Source organism: Streptomyces sp. CG 926 (assembly GCF_003148825.1).
GTDB lineage: Bacteria > Actinomycetota > Actinomycetes > Streptomycetales > Streptomycetaceae > Streptomyces.
The window spans coordinates 82,106-102,890 of record NZ_QGGZ01000004.1 but is presented as its reverse complement, the minus strand read 5'-3'; the positions used below and the strand labels follow the sequence as shown (position 1 = coordinate 102,890).

At 73.2% G+C, this 20,785-nt stretch carries 15 protein-coding genes and 1 pseudogene; 8 read left to right on the top strand and 8 right to left on the bottom strand.

Annotation, left to right across the window (positions count from 1 at the left end; translation table 11 throughout):
* Positions 1-47: 47 nt before the first annotated feature.
* On the bottom strand, positions 48-2,252 hold the full coding sequence (locus tag BCL76_RS12560; RefSeq protein WP_109779567.1) for an MMPL family transporter: 2,205 nt from the start codon (positions 2,250-2,252) through the stop codon (positions 48-50).
* Positions 2,253-2,549: 297 nt separating this feature from the next.
* Here BCL76_RS12560 and BCL76_RS12555 point away from each other — a divergent pair, with 297 nt between their 5' ends.
* The 3 genes from BCL76_RS12555 (at position 2,550) to BCL76_RS12545 (ending at position 4,845) form a co-directional block, all read left to right on the top strand.
* Positions 2,550-3,809, top strand: coding sequence for a sensor histidine kinase (locus tag BCL76_RS12555; RefSeq protein WP_109779907.1), 1,260 nt, complete (start codon positions 2,550-2,552; stop codon positions 3,807-3,809).
* Positions 3,806-4,474, top strand: coding sequence for a response regulator (locus BCL76_RS12550; protein WP_109779566.1), 669 nt, complete (start codon positions 3,806-3,808; stop codon positions 4,472-4,474). Before BCL76_RS12555 ends, BCL76_RS12550 begins: the two co-directional genes overlap by 4 nt.
* Positions 4,475-4,617: 143 nt before the next feature.
* Positions 4,618-4,845, top strand: coding sequence for a hypothetical protein (locus BCL76_RS12545; protein ID WP_109779565.1), 228 nt, complete (start codon positions 4,618-4,620; stop codon positions 4,843-4,845).
* 77 nt (positions 4,846-4,922) lie between these two features.
* On the opposite strand, the gene BCL76_RS39700 is transcribed toward BCL76_RS12545, so the two are convergent.
* Together BCL76_RS39700 and BCL76_RS39695 are read right to left on the bottom strand one after the other, a co-directional pair.
* Complete coding sequence (locus BCL76_RS39700) at positions 4,923-5,816, bottom strand: MFS transporter (protein ID WP_258309659.1); 894 nt, start codon at positions 5,814-5,816, stop codon at positions 4,923-4,925.
* Positions 5,774-6,580 carry an MFS transporter gene (locus BCL76_RS39695; RefSeq protein WP_258309581.1) on the bottom strand — a complete coding sequence of 269 codons (807 nt, stop codon included), beginning with the start codon at positions 6,578-6,580 and terminating at the stop codon, positions 5,774-5,776. The genes BCL76_RS39700 and BCL76_RS39695 overlap by 43 nt, the downstream gene beginning before the upstream one ends.
* A 158-nt stretch (positions 6,581-6,738) precedes the next feature.
* On the opposite strand from BCL76_RS39695, the gene BCL76_RS12535 reads away from it, so the two are divergent.
* Positions 6,739-7,821: a helix-turn-helix transcriptional regulator gene (locus BCL76_RS12535; protein ID WP_109779564.1), complete on the top strand. Its 1,083-nt coding sequence runs from the start codon at positions 6,739-6,741 to the stop codon at positions 7,819-7,821.
* A 105-nt stretch (positions 7,822-7,926) separates the two neighbouring features.
* Here the strand turns inward: BCL76_RS12535 and BCL76_RS12530 are convergent, their stop codons facing one another.
* A complete protein-coding gene (locus BCL76_RS12530; protein ID WP_146228361.1) occupies positions 7,927-8,250 on the bottom strand; it encodes a hypothetical protein in 324 nt (107 codons plus the stop codon).
* Between the two features lie 204 nt (positions 8,251-8,454).
* Between BCL76_RS12530 and BCL76_RS12525 the strand changes: the two genes are divergently transcribed.
* A complete protein-coding gene (locus BCL76_RS12525) occupies positions 8,455-11,349 on the top strand; it encodes a TIM-barrel domain-containing protein (protein ID WP_109779562.1) in 2,895 nt (964 codons plus the stop codon).
* 5 nt (positions 11,350-11,354) lie between these two features.
* On the opposite strand, the gene BCL76_RS12520 is transcribed toward BCL76_RS12525, so the two are convergent.
* A complete protein-coding gene (locus tag BCL76_RS12520; RefSeq protein WP_109779561.1) occupies positions 11,355-11,894 on the bottom strand; it encodes a DUF6817 domain-containing protein in 540 nt (179 codons plus the stop codon).
* A 201-nt stretch (positions 11,895-12,095) separates the two neighbouring features.
* Between BCL76_RS12520 and BCL76_RS12515 the strand changes: the two genes are divergently transcribed.
* Positions 12,096-13,004: a LysR family transcriptional regulator gene (locus tag BCL76_RS12515; protein ID WP_109779906.1), complete on the top strand. Its 909-nt coding sequence runs from the start codon at positions 12,096-12,098 to the stop codon at positions 13,002-13,004.
* Here BCL76_RS12515 and BCL76_RS12510 read toward each other — a convergent pair.
* The 3 genes and pseudogenes from BCL76_RS12510 to BCL76_RS12500 all read right to left on the bottom strand — a co-directional run.
* Positions 12,966-14,270 (bottom strand): annotated as a pseudogene (locus BCL76_RS12510) (MFS transporter); the annotation flags it as partial. The gene BCL76_RS12515 and the pseudogene BCL76_RS12510 sit on opposite strands and share 39 nt — an antisense overlap.
* A complete protein-coding gene (locus BCL76_RS12505; protein WP_109779560.1) occupies positions 14,267-14,866 on the bottom strand; it encodes a TetR/AcrR family transcriptional regulator in 600 nt (199 codons plus the stop codon). The pseudogene BCL76_RS12510 and the gene BCL76_RS12505, both read right to left, overlap by 4 nt.
* An 80-nt stretch (positions 14,867-14,946) precedes the next feature.
* Positions 14,947-15,600 carry a TetR/AcrR family transcriptional regulator gene (locus tag BCL76_RS12500; protein ID WP_109779559.1) on the bottom strand — a complete coding sequence of 218 codons (654 nt, stop codon included), beginning with the start codon at positions 15,598-15,600 and terminating at the stop codon, positions 14,947-14,949.
* Between the two features lie 159 nt (positions 15,601-15,759).
* On the opposite strand from BCL76_RS12500, the gene BCL76_RS12495 reads away from it, so the two are divergent.
* Together BCL76_RS12495 and BCL76_RS12490 are read left to right on the top strand one after the other, a co-directional pair.
* Complete coding sequence (locus BCL76_RS12495; RefSeq protein WP_109779558.1) at positions 15,760-16,719, top strand: alpha/beta hydrolase family protein; 960 nt, start codon at positions 15,760-15,762, stop codon at positions 16,717-16,719.
* A 435-nt stretch (positions 16,720-17,154) separates the two neighbouring features.
* Positions 17,155-20,676 carry an NB-ARC domain-containing protein gene (locus BCL76_RS12490; protein ID WP_109779557.1) on the top strand — a complete coding sequence of 1,174 codons (3,522 nt, stop codon included), beginning with the start codon at positions 17,155-17,157 and terminating at the stop codon, positions 20,674-20,676.
* Positions 20,677-20,785 lie beyond the last annotated feature (109 nt).

The following is a 20,785-nucleotide window of genomic DNA, read 5'->3' as shown; positions in this document are numbered from 1 at the left end:
GTCGTACGGTCCTCCGCGCGGCGGCGCCTTCGTCAGGTCCGGGCGGCTCAGCCGACCGGCACCCGGTCCGGGGTCCGCCGCTCCTGCGTGCCGGTCTCCTCCGTGCGGCGGCGCGGGCGCACCGGCCACCACAGGGACCGACCCAGGAGGGTGGACAGCGCGGGCACCAGCACGATCGACAGGACGAAGGCGGAGAGCATGATCCCGAGGGCCGTCGCGAAACCGATCTGCTGGGTGGACGGGGCGGGGGTCACGGCCAGGCTGCCGAAGGAGGCGGCCAGCACCAGGCCGGCCGTGGCGATGGCGGGAGCCGTGTGCCGGACGGCGCGGCCCACCGCGGCCCGGGCGGGGCCCGGCCGGGCCATCTCCTCCCGGATCCGGTCGCTCATCAGGATGTTGTAGTCGGTGCCCAGCGCGACCACGAACAGGAACAACACCAGCGGCAGCGTGAAGTCCACCCCGGGGCGGTCCAGCGCGTGCTGGAACACCAGGGTCGAGGCGCCGAGGGTGGCGGCGAAGCCGAGCCCGACCGACGCCAGCAGGATCACCGGCGCCAGCAGACTGCGCAGCAGGGCGATGAGGATCAGCGCGATGAGCGCGGCCGCCACCGGGAACACCACCCGCAGGTCCTTGTCCACCGCGGTGGCGATATCGGCGAACACCGCCGCCGTGCCGCCCACATGTGCCTCCGTACCGGCGGGGGTGTGTGCCAGGACCGTGGCCCGGACCGGACCGGTCACCAGATCGCGGGCCTCCTGCCGATGCGGGTCGGCGGTCAGGAACAGGTCGATCCGGGCCGCCCGGCGATCCTCGGTCAGTACCGTCTCGGCGACCTGGCCCACGCCGCCGACCCCGGCGAGCGCCTTGGACAGTCCGCCGAGGCGTTCGGCGGTCAGGGCGACGCCGTCGGAAGCGGTGACGAAGACGCTGGTCGGGTCCGAGACGCCGGCCGGCAGGGCGCGGGAGATCTCGGCAGCGGTGGTCACGGCGGGGGTCCGCTCGCCGCTCCCACCGCTCTGCCCGTAGTCCATGTGCATCCCCACGACCCCGGCGGCCAGTGTGCCGAGCAGGGCCACCGAGGCCAGGACCAGCGTGAACGGCCGGCGCGCCACCCGGTCGCCCATCCGCGCGGCGGACCCCGCACGGGGCTCGTACCGCAGCGCCCGGGACGGCCAGAACATCTTGCGGCCGGTGACCGCCAGCAGGGCCGGCATCAAGGTCAGGCTGCCCAGCAGCATCACCAGCACGGACAGCGCGATGGCCGGCCCGAGGACCCGGAACTGGCCGAAGGAGGCGACCCCGAGCGTGGCGAACGCGGCGACGATGGTCAGGGCCGCGGAGGTGATGGCCGTACCCACCCGCCCGGCGACCTCGGCGGCCGCCTCGCGCCCGGACTGCTCGGGGTGTTCACGCAGTTGTTCCCGGAAGCGGAAGAGGAGGAAAAGGAAGTAGTCGATACCGATACCCATCAGCACCACACTGATCAGGCTCGGTGTGGACTCGGACAGTCCGATGTCGGTCAGCAGCGCGGCGCCGACCACCGCGCCCGCCGCGGCGCCCCCGATGACGGTGACCGCCAGCAGCGGCAGCAAGGCGGCCGCCACGCTGCGGAAGACGAACACGTGCAACAGGACGATGACCGCGAGCATGGCGACGCCGACGATCGTCGAGCGGGTCTTCTCGGCTTCCGTCGCGTCCACGCGATCGGCGATCCCGCCGGTGAAGCCGGTACGCAGGCCCTCCTCCGCCAAGGCCTCCCGGGTCGAGTCCCGGAAGGCCCGGTAGGTGTCCTGCACCCCGGGATCGGCCGGGTTGCCGGTCAGTTCGACGGACAGCAGCCGGAAGGAGCGGTCGGGCGCCGTCATGGCCGGGGCGACCCGGGGGACCTGGGAGTGGTCCTGGGCGAGCGGCATCGTCTCCTCGGTCCTGGGCATGACGACGCGCTTCTCGGACAACCGCGCGGCCTGCGCGTCGATGCGCCGCTCGTCGGCGGCGCTGAGCGGAGCCTCGTCCGAGCGGGCCACCAGTACGGTCAGGAGGTTGGCGTCCGGCTTCGCCCCGAACCGCTCCTCGGCGATCTTCAGAGCGGCAGCCGAGTCGTACTGCGCGGGCAGGAACCCGGCGTTGCCGGTCTGGACGGCGCGGAAGACGAACGCCTGGCCCAGGACGGCGGCGGCCAGTCCCAGGACCGCCCACAGGGCGATGACCTTCCACGGACTTCTCGTCGAGAATCCGGTCAGGGCGCGGATCACATTTCCTCCGGTCTGTGCGGTGCCGGCCAGGAGTTCCCGGCCTGACTCCAGACCATCAGCAGCGAGCGGGCGAAACGTCAGGTCGGGGGAGGATCCGCACCCCGGGACCAGGGTCCGGACGTCCCCGCCGACCAGGACTCAGGTCCTGGTCCGACGCCCGACCGGGGTCGGGCGGCAAGGAGGCCCGCCGATGCCAGAATGGGTCTCGACCACCGGGGAACGGGACCGGCGGCACGGGGGCGGGCACGGACGCGGCATGGGTGCGGCATGGGTGCGGGCGAAAGCAAGGGCAAAGGCATGGGCAGGGGCAGCGGCGGGGGCATACCTACGCGTGCGGGTACGGCCGCGGGCCCGGACGAGCATGCGGCCGCTCGCTCGGTCGAGGGCGCGGAGAGCGAAGAGGACCAGGGGCGCTGGACGCGCAACGACGCGCTCGTCGCGGTGGCGGCGGCCGCCGCGGACCTCGTCGGCTTCTCGTTGAGCACGCTCACCGAGGGCGGCACCCTCAGCGTCACCGCGGTGGTCCTGCTGGTGGTCTCGGCGATGACCCTGCTGGCCCGGCGCGTCCGCCCGGTGCTCGTACTCGCCGCGATCCTGGCCGTAGGGGTCCTGGTGAACCTGGCGGCACCGCAGTCCCCGCACTTCACCCTCGGCCTGACGATCGCCCTCTACACGGTGGCCCGGACGCACCGACCCGCCGTCGTCGCGACGGCCGCGGCCGCGTCGGCGGTGCTCGCCTCCGCCGGGCAGGGCGGATGGCCGCTGCCCTTCGGCTGGTGGGGACTGGCCGGAAGCGCCACCGCGGCCTTCATCACCGTCGCGGCGGCCTGGGGGGTCGCACACCGGCAGCGGGAGGCCGCCGCCCACCGGACCCGGCTCGCCGACCGGGCGGTGGCCGAGGAGCGCCGCCGGATCGCGCGCGAACTGCACGACATCGTCGCCCACCACATCACCACCATGCAGCTGATGGCCGGCGGGGCGCGGGCGAACCTGGCGCACGACCCCGAGGTGTCCCGGGAGGCGCTGGTCACCCTGGAGGACTCCGGACGGATGGCTCTGCGCGAGATGCGCCAACTCCTCGACGTGCTCAGGGCCGGGGAGGAGCCGGAACAGTCCCCGCCGGCGCCGCAGCCCGGTACGGACGACCTCGGCCGGATCATCACCGAGTCCCGGCTCGCCGGTACGGAGACCGAGTTCACCGTGAGCGGGCCGGTCCGCCCGCTCCCGCCCACCGTGGGCCTCACCGTCTTCCGGATCGTCCAGGAGGCCCTGACCAACACCCGCAAGCACGCCGGCCGGGCGCGGGCCCACGTACGGCTCACGTACCACGCCGACGAGGTGGGAGTGGAGGTGCGCGACGACGGAGCGGGAGCGCAGACACCGCCCGCACGCCCCACCGCACGCTCCGGATACGGTCTGATCGGCATGCACGAGCGGGTCGCCCTGCAGGGCGGCACCCTGGAGGCCGCCGCGGTCGCCGGTGGCGGATTCCGGGTGGCCGCCCGGATCCCTCTCCCGGTCCAGGACGCTTTCCACAGAGAGGTTCCGCACGCATGATCCGTGTACTCATCGCCGACGACCAGCCGCTGGTCCGGCGCGGCCTGGCCCTGATCCTGGGCCCCGACCCGGAGTTCCAGGTCGTGGGCGAGGCCGAGGACGGAGCCCGGGCCGTGGCCCTCGCGCATGAGCTACGGCCCGACGTGGTCGTCATGGACATCCGCATGCCGGTCATGGACGGCGTCAAGGCCACCGAGGAACTCGCGCGCACGCTCCCCGACACGCGTGTCCTGGCTCTCAGCACCTTCGACATGGACGAGTACGTGGTCGCCGCTCTGCGTGCGGGCGCGTACGGCTTCCTGCCCAAGGACATCTCCCCGGAGGAGCTGATCGCCGCGGTCCGCATCGTCCACACCGGCGAGGCGGCCGTCGCGCCGCGGCTGCTCAGCCGGCTCCTCTCCGCCTACGTACGGACCCCCGAGCGGCCGCGGTCGTGGGCGCCTGAGACCCCCGCCGAACTCACCCCGCGCGAGCTGGAGATCTGGCGGCTCATGGCCACCGGGCGGGGCAACGCCGAGATCGCCGCGGAACTGGACATCAGCGTCTCCACGGTCAAGAACCACATCACCGGCATCTTCGGCAAGCTGGGCGTCCGCGACCGCGCGCAAGCGGTGATCGCGGCGTACGAATCGGGCCTGGTGGAGGCCGGCAGCGGGAGCGGTTGATCACCAAGTGCCCGTAAGAGAACCGGATTCCCCCTGCTGACCGCACCTGTGACCAGCCGGAACACTGGACGATCCGCCCATGCGCACGGGAGCCCGTCCATGGCACAGTGCGATCAGCCCGACCGCACGACCAGGGAGCCTCCATGCGCGATCCGCACACCACGCCGCTCACGGCCGCCCCCGACTGCCTGCCGGATCCCCGCCCGTTGCCCTGCTGCCCGGTGTGCGCGGACACACCCGAACGCATCTCCTGGCGCCAGCGTCCGGGGCGGCCGGTGACCCTGGTCTTCGACCCCTGCGGCCACCGCTGGTCCTCCCCGGCCCCACCGATCCTGGCGGTCACCCCACCGCCCCCGGCACCGGGCAGCTGACCGCGGCGCGGTGGCGTCGGCGAGCTCGTCGAACCTGCTCGCCCCGACCCGCCGCCGGAGCGACTACCGGCCAGGCCTCAGGAGGCGGGCATCTGCCGGACGTGGGCGCCGGCTTCCTGCACACCGCCGGGAGCGTCCGGGCCGCCCCCTTGGCCGGCGGCCGGCTCGCGCCGGGGGATGAGGAAGGTCGCGAGCATGCCGAGTACCAACAGTGCGGCGCAGGTGTAGCCGTTGATCTGGACCCCGTAGGACATGGCGTCCCGGGCGGCGTCGGCGGCGGAGGCCGTCTCGGGGGTCCGGCTCAGCCCGGAGATCATCGCGCCTGCGCTGTCGGAGACCGCCGAGGAGAGCTCGTGCGCGTCGGGCCTTCCCTGCTGGGTGAGCCGCTCGGACAGGTCGGAGTCCAACGCCGTGAAGAACGTCGACGTCAGGATCGCGATGCCGAGCGCGGAGCCGAGCTGACGCGCGGCGCTCTGGATCCCGGAACCCAGGCCGGCCCGCCGCGGCGGTACGTCCGCCAGGACGACGTTGGTGACCTGCGCGGTGGCGAAGCCGACCCCCGTGCCGTAGAGGAACAGGGCGATGCCGATGACCCACCAGGGCGAGTCGCTGCTCGCCGTCATGCCGAACATCAGCAGGCCGAGCGCTTCGAGCACCAGGCCGATGCGGACGAGGCCGACGGGGCCCGCCTTCTCGGCCATGCCGAAGCCGGCACCGCTCGCGAAGAAGCTGCCGACCGCGACGACGAAGATCATCAGGCCGGTCCGGAGCACGGAGTACCCCAACGTGTACTGGAGCCACAGGGGCAGTACGGCGAGGATGCCGAACTCCGCCAGCGCGATGATCAGCGTCGCGATGTTGCCCGTGCTGAAGGACCTGATGCCGAACAGAGAGGTGTCCATCAGTGGTGCCGTGCCGTTCGCGCGCGTCAGCCGGGCCTGTCGCCGGAGGAAGAGGGCGAGGCAGGCCACGGAGACGGCCAAGGCGACCGGGACGACCGACAGGTTCCCCCCCCGTCACCGAAGGGGCCGAAGCTCTTGCGGGCCTCCCACCAACCGTAGTTGCGCCCCTCGATCAGGCCGAAGGCGAGGAGACCGAGGCCCAGTACCGACAGCATCGCGCCGCCGACGTCGACCTTGCCCGACTGCCGGGGTGACGGCCGGATGAACCGCATGATGCCCGCGAGGATCAGCGCCACGACGAAGATGTTGATACCGAAGGCCCACCGCCAGGAGTACTCGGCGAGCCGGCCACCCAGCAGGGGGCCGACCGCCGCGGCCGCACCGATCGTGGACCCCCAGACGGCGAAGGCCTTGCCGCGGTCGCGTTCCCGGAAGGTCATGTGGAGCAGCGCCAGCGACGTCGGCATGACGATCGCGCCGCCGACGCCTTGGGCGAACCGGCCGGCGATCAGGAGTTCCCCGGAGGGCGCCACCGCGGCGGCGATGCTCGCCAGCCCGAAGACCACGGTGCCGACGACGAACAGACGGCGTGCCCCCACGATGTCCGACAGGCGCCCCATCAGCAGCAGCAGGGCCGCCAGGATGATCGCGTAGGACTCCTGGATCCACTGGGCGCCGAACGCGGAGACCTTCAGGTCCTCGATGATGGGAGGCATCACGACGTTGACGATGGTGAAGTCCACGACCACCAGCGACACACCGAGGGAGATCGCGACCAGACCCAGCCAAGCTTCCCGATCGGCCGATGGGGACCGCGTTGGGTTTTCGGACACTGCGTGCTTCCGATCTTCTCGACGAGACGCACCCGGTGGAACGCCGGGGCGAAATACTGGAGCGGGAGGGGGACGTGTGCCGCCTCCGGAGCAAAGGCACCGTCGCAGGAGAAGAGGACGCGTGCTGACCTCTACCGATCGCCATCGGAGGGCAATTCTTGATCGCCAACCGCACACTGGAGCTCCTCAGCCTGCTTCAGGCGCAGAAGGAGTGGACCGGCGACGGGCTGGCCGAGCGCCTGGGGGTGTCCCCGCGAACCGTGCGCCGCGACATCAACCGGCTCCGCGAACTGGGCTACCCCGTCACGGCGACGAAAGGCGCCTCCGGCTCCTACCGGCTGTCGCGCGGGGCGCGGCTCCCTCCGCTGGTGGTCGACGACGAGCAGGCCGTCGCCATCGCGCTGTCCCTCCAGACGGCGCCCGCCTCCGTGGCCGGCATGGGTGACGCCACCAAGCGCGCGCTGAACTCCATCAAGGAACTCCTGCCGCCCCATCTCTCCCGCCGCCTCGCGACCTTCTCCGTCGAACAGATCGAGAACGCGTGGGAGTTGGCCCCACCCCGGGTCGATCCCGGGCTGGTGGCACAGCTGAGCGCCGCCGCGCAGGAGCGGGAACTCGTACGGTTCACCTACCGGTCCATCGAGGTCGACGAGGTGGCCGGCAGCGAGGTCCTCGCCGAACCCCACCGGCTCGTCGTCTGGTCGGGACGCTGGTACCTGGTCGCCTACGACCAGCACGGGCGCTCCTGGCGCGCCTACCGGCTCGACCGGATCCAACGGCCGGCCCCCACCGGCTGGCGCTTCACCCGGCGCGAGGTTCCCGAGACGGACATGCCCCGCTTCGTCCAGAGCCAGACCGACCGCGGCGACACCCCGGACACCTGGCCCTGCTGGGGCACCGTCCTGACGGAGTGCCCAGCGGCGCTGGTGGCCAAGTGGGCTCCGGGCGCGGCGAGTTTCGAGCCGATCGACGAGCACAACACCCGGATACGGATGGGCGCCTGGTCGTGGTCGGCGCTCATCGGCTTCCTGGTCACCTTCGACTGCCGGTTCACCGTCGAGAGCCCGCCCGAACTCGCCGAGGCGGCCCGCCGTGTGATGGGCCGCATCGATGTCGACATCCCCCGGGCCGACGCGCGGGCCGCGGCCCCGCGGGGTGCGTGTCCACCGACCGGTGGGCACGGGGTCAACCGGGCGGGGCTGCAGGGGGAACGGAGCCGCGGACGAGCATCGCAGGCTTGAGGAAAGCCCCCGTACGCATGGCCCGATGGAGCGCCCGGCGCCCGTGGAGCGCGACCATTGGATGACCACAGAGGACTTCCGGGTCGGGGAGGCCGGGCACACCGATCAGGCCGGCCGGGGGCCGGCGACCGCCTCGGCGAGCAGACGTCGGCCGGTCGTGGTGGTGAGGGCGCCGCGCACCACACCGTGTCCCGTACGGCCCCGGGCGGGCGCCGAACGCAAGGTCCCTGCGCGGGCGGCGAGGTCGGTGCGGGCGAAGACGCCCAACGCGTCGGCGCGGCGGGTGCGACGCCAGGCCGCGAGCCCCTCGTCCGACCGCCCGCCTCCGCGGGCGGTGACGGCGGGCGGCGGCGGGCAGCACCGCCACGCCCGGGTCCGGCGCGGGCGAGCGGCGGCGCGGCGCTCAGCCCGACGGGGTCCGCCCCCCACCGTCCCCACCGCCGCCACGACGCCCTCGTCGTCCCCCGTGCCCGCACTCGATCCAGGCCGTATCCCTCGCTGATGCATGCTCAAAGATGCGTGGGAGAAGTCGATTTCGAGCATCATCTTTCATCCAGGCCGGTGCGAGCGCTATCTTGCCGGGAGCATGCCAAGGAGCTGTGTCCGTGTCCGGACCGCACGAGGAGCTGCCCCATGAGACTGCCAAGCATCCGCAGGAGCCAGGGTCGGCAAGGCCCGTCAGGCAGCCGAGTTCAAGCGGTGCGGTGGCGCCGCCGCAGGCGACGCACCCCGGCAGCCGCCGCCCTGCTCGCCGCGGCGCTCACGGTGGCGGGTCTGGCCGCCGCCGGACCGGCCGCCTTACCCGCCTCGGCGGCCCCCGCCGGGGCTGCCGCCCCCGCCGGCCCCACGGCGACGGCGGGCGACGTCACCGGATTCTCCCGCTCCGGTAACACGTTCACCATCACCGCCTCCAGCGGGGCCAAGGCCCGCGTGGTCGTCGCGCGCGCCGACATCTTCCGCCTCTGGCTCTCGCCCGACGGATCCTTCCAGGACGACCCGGCCGGCGCCGACCTCGCCCCCACCACCGACTTCGGGCCCGTGACCACCGGCTACTCGGACGCCGGCAGCCACTACCGGATCACCACCGGATCGCTGTCCATCCGGGTGAACAAGAAGCCCCTGCGCTTCTCCGTCTTCCGCGCCGACGACACCACCCCCGTCTGGCAGGAGACCAAGCCCACCAGTTGGACCGGCGGCCGGACCACCCAGTACCTGACCCGGGGCGCGGACGAGCAGTTCTACGGCACCGGTCTACGCCTGGGCGAGTGGGCGCTGCGCGGCAAGACCGTCCCGATCGCCGTCGACAACAAGTGGCGCGAGAACGACAACGCCAGCCCCGCCCCGTTCTACATGTCCACCAACGGCTACGGCGTCATGCGCAACACCTGGGCCCCTGGCTCCTACGGCTTCGACGCGCCGACCACCCTCACCCACGACGAGAAGCGCTTCGACGCCTGGTACTTCACCGGCGACTCGCTCAAGTCCGTGCTCGACGCGTACACCGACGTCAGCGGAAAGCCGTTCATGGCGCCGATGTGGGGCTTCGAACTCGGCAACGCCGACTGCTTCAACGCCTCCAACCCCGACTACCAGGGCGACCACAACCGGCCGCGCCACCAGAACACGCCCGACGTGGTCGGCTACGCGGCCGACGCCCGGGCCGCCGACATGCCCTCGGGCTGGTTCCTGCCCAACGACGGCTACGGCTGCGGCTACACCGCGCCCCTGAAGTCGACGGTGGACGCCCTGAAGGCCAAGGGCTTTTGGGCGGGCCTGTGGACCTCCACCGGCCTCGGCTCCATCGCCGACGAGGTGGGCACGGCCGGCAGTCGGGGCGTGAAGACCGACGTGGCCTGGATCGGCAGCGGCTACAAGTACGCCTTCGACGGGGTCCGGCAGGCCGTGGACGGGATCGAGAAGAACTCCGACGCCCGCCGCTACGTCTGGACCGTCGACGGCTGGGCGGGCACCCAGCGCAACGCCGTCGTCTGGACCGGCGACACGTACGGCACCTGGGACGACATGCGCTGGCACGTCCCCGCCATCACCGGAGCCGGTCTCTCCGGCCTCAACTACGCGGCCGGCGACATCGACGGCATCTTCGGCGGCAGCCCCCAGACGTACACCCGGGACCTCCAGTGGAAGGCCTTCACCCCGGCCTTCATGACCATGTCCGGCTGGGGTGCGACCAACCCGTCCGCCGGCTACCACGACAAGCAGCCCTGGCGCTTCGCCGAGCCCTACCTGTCCATCAACCGCACGTACCTGCAGCTCAAGATGCGACTGATGCCCTACCTGTACACGATGAGTCGCGTCGCCCACGAGAGCGGCGTCCCCAGCACCCGCGCCATGGTCCTGGAGTACCCCGACGACCCGGTGGCCCGCGGCAACCTCACCAGCGGCCAGTTCATGGCCGGGGACTCCTTCCTCGTCGCGCCCGTCGTCTCCGACACCGAGGTGCGCGACGGCATCTACCTCCCGGCCGGGACCTGGACCGACTACTGGACGGGCCGGACGTACGCGGGTCCGGGGTGGCTCAACGGATACCGAGCACCCCTCGACACCCTGCCGCTCTTCGTCAAGGGCGGCGCCGTCGTGCCGATGTGGCCGCAGATGAACCACACCGGCGAGAAGCCCGTCTCCACCCTCACCTACGACATCCACCCGCGCGGCACGTCCTCCTTCGACCTCTACGAGGACGACGGCCTCACCCGCGCGTACACCTCGGGTGCCTACGCCCGCCAGCGGGTCGACGTCACCGCCCCGACGGCCGGCTCCGGCGCGGTCACCGTCTCGGTGGGCGCCCCCACCGGCAGCTACACCGGCAAACCGGCCTCCCGTGGCTACGAGTTCACCCTGCACGTCGCCACCGGGCCCAGCACCGTCACGGTCGACGGCGCCCCCGTGCCGGGCCTACCCTCCAAGGCCGCCTACGACGCGGCCCCGACCGGCTGGTACTTCGACCCGGCGGACCGCTCCGGAGTCCTCCGGATCAAAACCGGAACGAAGTCGGGCGCCTTCACCGTCGCGGCCACCGGCGTCGGCCTCCCCGCGACCGAACCCCTGCCCGCGGTCACCCCGATCGACCGCTCGGCATGGTCCCTGGTCCACGCCGACAGCCAGGAGACCGCCGCCGAGAACAGGGCGGCCACGCACACCTTCGACGGAAACCCGGCCACGATCTGGCACACCGCCTGGTCCTCCGGCACGCCCGCCGCGCTCCCGCACGAGATCCGGATCGACCTCGGCGCCCGCTACGCGGTCGACGGCCTCGGCTACCTGCCCCGCCAGGACGGCGGCGTCAACGGCCGGATCGGCGGCTACGAGGTCTACGTCTCCGACAGCACCACCGACTGGGGGCCTCCCGTGGCGACCGGCACCTTCGCCGACACCGCGACCGCCAAGAGCACGGCCCTCGCCCCGAAGAACGGCCGCTACCTCCGCCTGAGAGCGCTGAGCGAGGCCGGCGGCCGTGGCCCCTGGACCAGCGCCGCCGAGATCACCCTCACCGGCCGACCGGCCCCCTGACCGCCTCAACCCTCCCCGTCGCCGAGTACGGTCCGGCAGTCCCGCCGGGCCGGCTCGCTCAGCAGTCCGCCCAACCGCGTGAACAGCACGCGCAGTTCGTCCCCCCACGCGTCACGGAAGACGGGATCGATCCGCGCGAGGTCGAGCTCGTTGGCCGCCGACAGCTCGGCGAGGTCCCGCCGCAGCCGCGGGGCGGGGGAGTGGACGCGCCCGGTGAACCGGTCACGGAAGGCCGACTCCTCGCAGGCGAGCGTCGGGTACGAAGCCGCGCGGTCGCAGGCGGCGTACGCGTACACGATCTCCTCGGCCTCGTCGCCGATCACCGCGGCCAGTTCGGCCCGCCGGGTGAGCGGCAGCAGGGCGGTGGGAAAACCGTCCGTCCCGTAGAACGCGTGGCACATCCCGGCCTGTCGGAGCGCGGGGCGCGCCCCCCAGGAGGCGAGGAGGTCCGCCACCCGTTCGAGATGCGCGAGGAGGGTCCCACCCGGGTGGGCGATCTCCCGCGCACCGAGCTCCCGCAGCCATACGACGGCGTGCTCCGACATCGGCGTGTCCCTCCGGTCGGTGACGGTGGGTCCGGCGGGCCGGACGGGTCGACACCCGGTCCCCCGCGAGCCTGGGTTCCGGACCCCGTGGCGGCGGCGGGGACCGGGTTGCCGCCCGGGCCTGTATCGATCTTGATCCCACCCGATCCCCAAGTCAATCCTCCGATTTGCTCCTCACTTCCAAGAGATACCTTGGGTCTCGTGACCCTCGATGATCTTCGTGTGTTCGTGGCCGTCTGCCGCGCCGGCAGCCTCAGCGCGGTGGCACGCGACCTCGGCTGCACCCAGTCGGCCGTCAGCCAGCACGTCCGCCGCCTGGAGAAGCAGACCGGCGCCGGACTCCTGGAGCGCCACGCCCGTGGCGTCGTGCCCACCGAGGCCGGCCGCATCCTCCAGGCGGCCGCCGCCGACGGCATCGCCGGACTCGACGGTGCCCTGCGCCGCGTCGACGACCTCGTCCGCGGAGGTGGTGGCACGGTCCGCGTCACCACCGGAGCGACGACGGTGCGGCACTTCATGTCCGAGGCCGTCGTGACCTTCCGCCGCAGCCACCCCGAGGTGAGCCTGGAGTTCCAGACCGAGAACTCCAGCCGCAGCTGCTTCGACGCCCTCGCCGCCGCCGACCTCGACCTCGCCTGGATCACCATCGGCGGCCCGGTCCGCGGCATCGAGCTGCGCCCCGTCATGCAGCTGCCCTGGGTGCTCGCCGTCGGAGTCGACGACCCCCTCGCCGGCCACACCCACCTCGACCCCGCCGACCTCGCCGGCATCCGGCACATCCGGCTGCCCGAGAACTCCGCCTCCCGCGCCCACCTGGACGCCGCCTTCGCCGAAGCGGGGATCCGGGTCACCTCCGACACCGGCGTGGCCGACTGGGACACCGCCCTGCTGCTCGCCGAACTAGGCCTCGGACACGCCGTCGTGCCCGCGCTGCCCGGCTGGCAGGTCCCCGGCTCGGACGGCCCGCTGCGCCTCGTGCCGATCCCCGCGCTGCCGCCGCTCACGGTCGGCTGGGCCGTCCGCCGCTGGGCCGCCCTCGCCCCGCCCGCGCTCGTCTTCGCCGACGAGGTCGCCCGCAGCTGCCGGGCGCGCGCCGCCGGGCAGAGTTGAGGCCGCCACCAGTCCTACGGCCGTCAGCGCGGCCGGCGCCACCAGCGACGAGCCGTGCGCTCCGGTGCTCGCGGCGACCGCGATCCCGAGGGCCGGGCCGACGTTCATGGCCGTCTGCTTGAGCCCCCCGACCACCCCGGCGTATCCGGCCGGGGCCTCGCCGACCACCGACCCGGTGGCCGTGACCATGACCGTGGTGAATCCGGCGCCGAGCATCCCGAAGGCCACCGGGGACGCGGAGCCCAGCCCGGCGATCCCGGCGACGGCCAGCCCCGTACCCACCAGCGCGGTCCGGCGCGCCCCGAACCGGCGCAACGCCAGGCCCGCCACCGGTGCCCCCGCGACCATCAGCGCGGTCAGCGGCAGCACCCGCACGCCGGTCGCGAGCGGGTCCAGCCCCTCGACGTCCTGGAGGTGGAACGTGGCCGTGAACAGCGCCCCGAACATGCCCCCGGAGACGACGAGCAGCAGCCCCAGCGAAGCGGTTACCGCCCTGGACCGGGCCACGGCGCGCGGCACCAACGGTTGCGCGGCCCGGCGCTCGCGACGTACGAACAGGGCCGCGAGCCCGACGGCACCGCCGAAGCCGATGACGGTGGGCGTGGCCGTCCACCCGTACGCGGGTACGCCGACCAGCGCGTGCACGAACACCGCGAGGGCGGTGGCCAGCAGGGCGGCACCGCCGAGCGCCGGTCGCCCGACCTCCGCGCGCGGCGGCGCGGGGGCCCGTACGGCGAGCGTCAGCGCGGCGATCACCAGGGCCACCGGCACATTGATCACGAACACCGCCCGCCAGTCCCACCGAGCGACCAGCAGGCCCCCGAGCAGCGGACCGGCCGCGGCGGCCAAACCGATCGCACCGGTCCGCACGGCGACCGGCGTCGCGAGCCGCTCGGGCGGGTACGCGAGCCGCAGCAGCGCCAGCGTCGCGGGCTGCAGCAGCGCGCCGAACACGCCCTGCGCGGCCCGCAACGCGATGACCCACCCCACAGAGGGCGCGAACACGATGCCGGCCGAGGCGGCGGCGAAGCCGAGGACACCGACGAACAGCAGCCGGGGATGCCCGTACCGGTCGCCGAGGCGCCCGGCCACCACGAGGAACGCGGCCACGGCCAGCAGATAGGCGGTGCTGGTCCACTGGACCTGCGCCACACTCGCCCCCAGATCGCGCCGCAGGCTCGGCTGGGCCACGGTCAGGACGGTGCCGTCCAGCGCGACGAGCATGGCGCCCGCCACGCTGACGAGCAGTGAGATCCGCGGCCTCATACGGGCTCCGGACCGAGGTGCGCGTCGACGGCGGCAGCGACGAGCCGTTCCACGCCGTCCACGGGCGCGCCCCCGAGGGCCAGCTGCAGGCTGCCCCAGCGCCACAACTGCGCCACGCCGTGCAGGTTGGCCCACAACGCGGCCGCGGTGACGGAGGGTTCGGCCGCCCCGCACCGGCGGACGAGCGTGACGAGGAGGTCGAACATCGGCAGCGTCGACTCCCGCAGCCGCGGCCCCTCGGCGGGCCCCTGGCCCGTACCGTCCAGCAGGTCGTGCCGGAACATCAGGGCGAACATGCCGGCGTGCTCCAGTGCGTAGCCGACGTAGGCGACCCCGATCGTCCGCACCCGCGCGCGGGGGGAGAGCTCCGGCGCGCCGGCCACCGCCGCGACGCGCACCCCGAGATCCTCGAAGCCGCGCCGGGCGATCGCCGACAGCAAGGACTGGTGGGTGGGGAAGTACCGGCGCGGCGCCCCGTGCGAGACGCCCGCCCGGCGGGCGATCTCCCGCAACCCGAGAGCGCCGGCGCCCTCGCTCATGACGAGTTCCACCCCTACGTCGATCAGCCGCTCCCGGAGCGGTCTCTCCTGGTCCATGGACACTGTCTACCAGGAGCGAGTAGACAGTGTCTACTCACCCCTGGTGCGGTGCGGGAGCCGGGTAGGCGCCCGGCGACCTACTCCACCGTCCCGGAGGCCGAAGCCGCCTGGACATCCCCGCCGGCGGTCCGCTGATCCGGTGAGTGCGGTCGACGCAGCCCCTGGAGGAGCAGTTCGATCAGCCGGCGGGGGTCGTAGCGGGGGTCGCCGTCCCGCCCGATGCAGAGGTTGCCGATGCCGCGCATGAGCTCGTAGGGCTGGATGCCGGGCTCGATGTCACCGGCGTCGGCTGCGGCGTCGAGCAGTTGGGCGCAGACGGGCAGCAGGCGGTCGAGGAAGTCGGTGTGCAGCGCGGCGAAGCGGTCGCCCTCGGATTGCAGGGCGTCCGCGAGTCCGTGCTTGGTGACCAGGAAGTCGACGAACAGGTCGATCCACCGGCGCAGTGCGTCGAACGGGGAGGCGGCGTCGGCCAGGAGCTTCGGTCCGGCCTCGGCGCATGCCTCGATCTGGTGGCGGTAGACGGCGGTGACGAGGTCCGCCCGGGTCGGGAAGTGGCGGTAGAGCGTCCCGAGCCCGACGCCCGCCCGGGCCGCGATCTCACGGATCGGCGCATCGATCCCCGAGGTCACGAACACCTCCGCGGCGGCGTCGAGCAGCGTCTGCTGGTTGCGCACCGCGTCCGCCCTCTTGCTTCGGGCGGACGCCCCTCTGGGCCGGTCTGCAGTGGACACCGCGCTCTCCTTCCGGTGGTCGTTGACGAAACGGATCGATGTTCCGTATTTTAAATGGAACAACGATCCGCTTTCAGGTTAGCTGAAGGCGGGCGCTCCGCCTTACCCGCCGCCGGCCACATGCGACCGGTGGCAGGGCCATCGAAAGGCACGCTCATCATGAGTAATCCCGCCCACGCGGCCGACATCCTCGGCTCGCCCGCGCCCGTGCTCTCGGTCAGCCCGTTGGTGCTGCCGGCTCCCGGCCGCGCTGTGGACCTGCAGGTGCGAGTCTCCGCTCCGATGACCGGGAGCGAGCTGCCGATCATCCTCCTCTCGCACGGTCTCGGCTTCTCGAACCACCTCTCCTCGCTGAACGGCTACGCCCCTCTCGCGAACTTCTGGGCCGCACACGGCTTCGTCGTGATCCAGCCGACCCATCTGGACTCCAGGACGCTGAGCCCGCGTCCCGGAACGCCCGAGGCTGCGGCGCACTGGCGTACCCGGGCCGAGGACATGAAGCGCATCCTCGACCAACTCGACGTGATCGAGGCCGCGGTCCCGCAACTGCTCGGGCGCCTCGACCGGAGCCGGGTCGCCGTGGCCGGGCACTCGATGGGCGGGCACACCGCGAGCCTGCTGCTGGGCGCCCGGCTCACCGATCCGCACAACGGGACCGAGGTCGACCTGGCCGAGCCCCGGATCAAGGCAGGTGTGCTGCTCGCCGCGCCCGGCCGAGGCGGTGACGCGCTCACCGAGTTCACCGTCGAGAACTACTCGTTCTTCCTGACCACGGACTTTTCCACGATGACGACGCCCACGCTCGTGGTCGCCGGTGACAAGGACCACTCCGCCTTCCTCACGGTCGCCGGCCCGGCCTGGCACGCCGATCCTTACGCGCTCTCCACCGGCCCCAAGTCCCTGCTCACGCTGTTCGACGCGGAGCACGGGCTCGGCGGGGTCTCCGGATACGACGTCGCCGAGACCACGGACGAGAACCCCGAGCGGGTCGCCGCGGTCGCGCGGCTCACCTGGGCCTACCTGCGCAGCGAGCTCTACCCCGGGGACCCCGCCTGGCAGGCCGCGCGTGACGCGCTGACCGCCGGAGCCGACCCACTCGGCCGGGTCGAAGCCAAGTAGCCGAGCGCGAGGGCCCGCGACACCGGGCATCGGGCATCGGCGCAGTCCCGCACGGGGCACCTGAAGCGTCTGCGCCGCGGTCACGGCGGCAGGACCGTCACCGCCACCCTCACCGCCGGGGCATCGGGCTCCCGTTGACGCGCTGCGGTCGGCCGGCCTGCGCGCTGTCGTCGTGCATCCGGCACAGCGGCAGTGCGCCGGTCGGTTCGAGCAGGCGGTGCAACTGGTTCGGCGACGGGCGGGCGGTGCACCGGTTCGGCGACGGGCGGGCGGGCGCCGGCGGTCGACCCCCTCGGCCCTCGCCCGCCCCTCGACCGGCTGATCCCGCACCGCCACGACCAGGCTCCGACACAGCCGGACCGGCCGGTACTTGCCGCCCTCGGCTGACACCCGGCCCGCCCCCTGGTTATCGTCAGGGCAGTCGGGAGGGGGGAGGTGACCGTGCGCGGTGCCGTCAAGGGTGCATCGCTCGCCGCAATCGCGGCGGCCGTGGCCGTACTGGCCTCGCTCGCGGCCAACGCCGCCACGTCCGAGAACCGATGGCCCGGCGCGCTCGACCACATCCGGCAGCAGCCGTGGTGGTGGGTCGCCGGACTCGCTGCCGCCGCGATCCTCGCGGCCGTGATCCTGGCCTGGCGGCAGGAGCGGCCCGCTGCGGTCGCCGGCGATCCTCCCGTCCCATCCGCGCAGACCGTTCCGGACTGGGTGATCGACCGCACCGAACGGGCCCGCACCGTCAAGGCGGTGTGCCGTACCCGGCGCGGCAGCCGTACCGTCGCCATCACGACCTCCCTCGAAGGCGCCGGCGGCTTCGGCAAGACGGTCCTCGCCCGGGCGGTGGCCGCGAGTCCGCGCGTACGGCGGCACTTCCGCGGCCGGATCTACGTCATCACGATCGGCCGGGACGTCCGCGGCCGGGCGGCGATCGCCGCGAAGGTGGCCGAGGCCACCCGGTTCGTCACCGGCGACACGACGGCCTTCGACGACCCGGGCCTGGCGGGCGACCACCTCGGCCGGCTCCTCGACCGCCGCCCCCGCACCCTGTTTCTCCTCGACGACGTCTGGGACGCCGAGCAGATCGACCCCTTCCTGCGCGGCGGCGCCCGCTGCGTCCGCCTCGTCACCACCCGTGTCCCCGGCGCCCTGCCGCGCGGCACCGAACGCGTCCGCGTCGACCAGATGTCCCCCGCGCAGGCGCGCGCGGTCCTCACCTGGGAACTGCCCGCTCTCCCGGAACCCCTCGTCCGTGACCTCCTGGAGGCCAGTGGACGTTGGGCCCTGCTCCTGCGCCTCATCAACCGGCTGATCAGCCGCCGCATCGCCACCGGCAGCGAGCCGGAGCACGCCGCGGCGCAGACGCTGCGGGGGCTCGTCGCGCACGGCCCCGCCGTGGTCGACTCCGACCCGGTCACGCTCGACCTGGACGATCCCGCCCGCCGCGCCCAGGCCGTCCGGGCGACGGTGGAGGCGGCCCGGGCCCTGCTGCCGACCGGTGGCGGCCGACGTCTCGCGGAGCTGTCCGTCTTCGCGGAGGACGAGTCGATCCCCGTCCCGCTGATCGCCCGCCTGTGGACGGCGACCGGCGGTCTGACGGAGGACGAGAGCCGTACGCTCTGCGCCGCGTTCGACCGGCTCTCCCTGGTCTCGCTCACCCCCGACCACGGCGGCCGCGTCGCGATCCACGACGTGCTCCGCGACTATCTGCACAAGGAGTTGGGCGAACCGGCCGTGACCGCCCTGCACGGTACGCTCGCCGACGCCTTCGGTCCTCGTCCCTGGGAGTCGTCCGAGGGATACGTCCTCGACCACGCGATCGAGCACCTGCTCGCCGCAGGACGGACGTATGACGCGGAGCGCGTCGCGAGCGACCTGCGCTGGATCGAGACCAGGCTTCATCAACGCGGCCCCATGGCGGCCTGGGCCGACCTGTTCGACGTCCCCAGGCGGCACGCGGCCCGGCTCGCCGACGACCTCACCCGAGCCGCCCACCTCCTCACCCCGACCGACCCGCCCGAGCTCCTGACGAACGTCCTGCACAGCCGCCTGGAGTCACTGCCGCTGTGGCGCGACCGGATCGCGAGCCGGCAGGCCGCCCCCGAGATCATGGCCCGACCGCTGCTGCGCAACCGCGGCACCCCGCCGGACCTACCCGAAACGGCGCTGCTGCGCACCTTTCTCGGCCATACCGGACCCGTGCTGTCCGTCGGGATCCCGTCCGACGGTGCGTCGCTCGTGACCGTCGGAGCCGATGGGATGGCCCGCGGACTCGACCCGGAGAGAGGCGGCGAGTTCACCGTGGACGTCCGAGGCCCCGGACGCTTCCGGGTCCTCGCGGTCGCCCCGTACGGCACCGGGCTGGTGACCGGCGGGCCGGGCCGTACCTTCCACGCCTGGACCCTCGACCGGGCCACCCCGCCGACGCGACCCCTGGGGCCGGTCGGGGGCCGCGGAGCGTCGGTGCGGGCCCTGGCGGCCTCCGGGTGCCGGATCGCGACCGTGGCCACGGACGGCACCCTGGAGGTCTGGGACTGGAGCGGGAACCACCTCGCCCAGCACTCCCAGCAGGGTGACGATCACACCTGCGTGGCGTTCTCCTCCAACGGTGTGTGGCTGGCCGTCGGCGGCCGCCGACAAGTCCGGTTGATGTCCGCGGACCTCGCCCAGATGCAGGACCGCGGTTCGACCGCCGGCGCTCCGGTGAACGCCATCGCCATCGCGTGCGACGGCAGCTGGATCGTCTCCGCCGAGGCGAACGGCGTGCTGCAGATCTGGGACGAGACGCCGCCCCACCGCACGTGGCAGATCTCCGCGCACAGAGGCCCGGCCACCGCGGTGGCCGTCTCACCGGACGGCACCTGGCTGGCCAGCGGCGGCGTGGACGGCACCGTCGCGGTCTGGGACCGGCGGACACGGGAGTGCCGGGCCCGCTTCACCGCCCATACCGGGCGGGTCCACTCCGTCGCGGTCACACCGGACGGCGGCCGGGTGATCAGTACCGGAGCCGACGGAGCGGTACGGGTCTGGGACAGCGGGGGGCCCGAGCGGATCCGCTCCGGCGACGGCGAGGGAATGCGGACGGTCACCGTCGTCGGCCACACGCAGGGGCTGGCCGTGGTCCACCGTGACGGCAGCACCCGACTCTGCGACCCCTACGGTGACACCTGGAGCAGCCCCCTGTCGTCGCGTCACGGGGACTACCGAGGGCCGGTCGCCTTCGCGGAGTGCGGCAGTTGGTACGCGGCGGGCCGGCTGCACGGCGTCGAGATCAAGAACATCGATCAGCCCGAGGCCGTGGACCCCGTCGTCCTCCCGCTGGGTCCCTCCACCACCGCCCAGGCCCTCGCTGTCGCCCCCGACGGCAGGTGGCTCGCCGTCGCGGACTCGGCGGGAGCGCTCCAGTTGTGGAACCGTGTCCAAGAGGCCCGGACCGCCACTGTGCCGGGCCCTTGGGGTGCCGACGCCCGAGCGCACACCGTCGCCGTCGCCCCCGACGGGACCTGGCTGGCCGTGCTACGCCACCGGCCGCGGCCCGTCCGGACCGGTGCCGAGTCCCTGGTGCAGGTGGTCCGCCTCGCGGGAGGCCGCGCCGTCGCCGGCAGCCAGGTCCAGATCCACCGCGGCGAGAAACTCACCGGCCTCGCCGTCACCCCCGACGGCACCCGCCTGCTCACCACGTCCCCGAGCGGAGAGGTGAGCCGGTGGGACCCGCTCACCGGCGTCCTCCTGAGCACCCTCACCGACCCCGACGGCCCCGTCAACGGCCTGGCTGTTTCCCCCGACGGCAAGTGGATCGCCACCGCCGGCTCCCTGCTCCGCGTCTGGGACGCCGCCACCGGCCGGACCGTCGCCGGCGTCCGCGCCGAGACGCCGCTGACTTCCTGCGCCTGGCTGCCCGACGGCCGCGGGCTCGTCGCCGTCGGCGAACGCGGCCTGTACTCCCACGAGTTCCGGCCCTGAGGCGACAACCCCGAGGGGACCGCCCGGGCCGGCGCCGCGGTCGGAGACCTCGATGCCGAGGCGGCCTCACCGCCTCCGGCGCACCGTCCCACGGCTCCGGCCGCCCTGA

Excerpts from the sequence above, each read along its gene's own strand:
- BCL76_RS12555 (WP_109779907.1), top strand. The coding sequence starts at position 2,550 with ATGGGCAGGGGCAGCGGCGGGGGCATACCTACGCGTGCGGGTACGGCC.
- BCL76_RS12550 (WP_109779566.1), top strand. The coding sequence starts at position 3,806 with ATGATCCGTGTACTCATCGCCGACGACCAGCCGCTGGTCCGGCGCGGC.
- BCL76_RS12545 (WP_109779565.1), top strand. The coding sequence starts at position 4,618 with ATGCGCGATCCGCACACCACGCCGCTCACGGCCGCCCCCGACTGCCTG.
- BCL76_RS12525 (WP_109779562.1), top strand. The coding sequence starts at position 8,455 with ATGAGACTGCCAAGCATCCGCAGGAGCCAGGGTCGGCAAGGCCCGTCA.
- BCL76_RS12520 (WP_109779561.1), bottom strand. The coding sequence starts at position 11,894 with ATGTCGGAGCACGCCGTCGTATGGCTGCGGGAGCTCGGTGCGCGGGAG.
- BCL76_RS12505 (WP_109779560.1), bottom strand. The coding sequence starts at position 14,866 with ATGGACCAGGAGAGACCGCTCCGGGAGCGGCTGATCGACGTAGGGGTG.
- BCL76_RS12495 (WP_109779558.1), top strand. The coding sequence starts at position 15,760 with ATGAGTAATCCCGCCCACGCGGCCGACATCCTCGGCTCGCCCGCGCCC.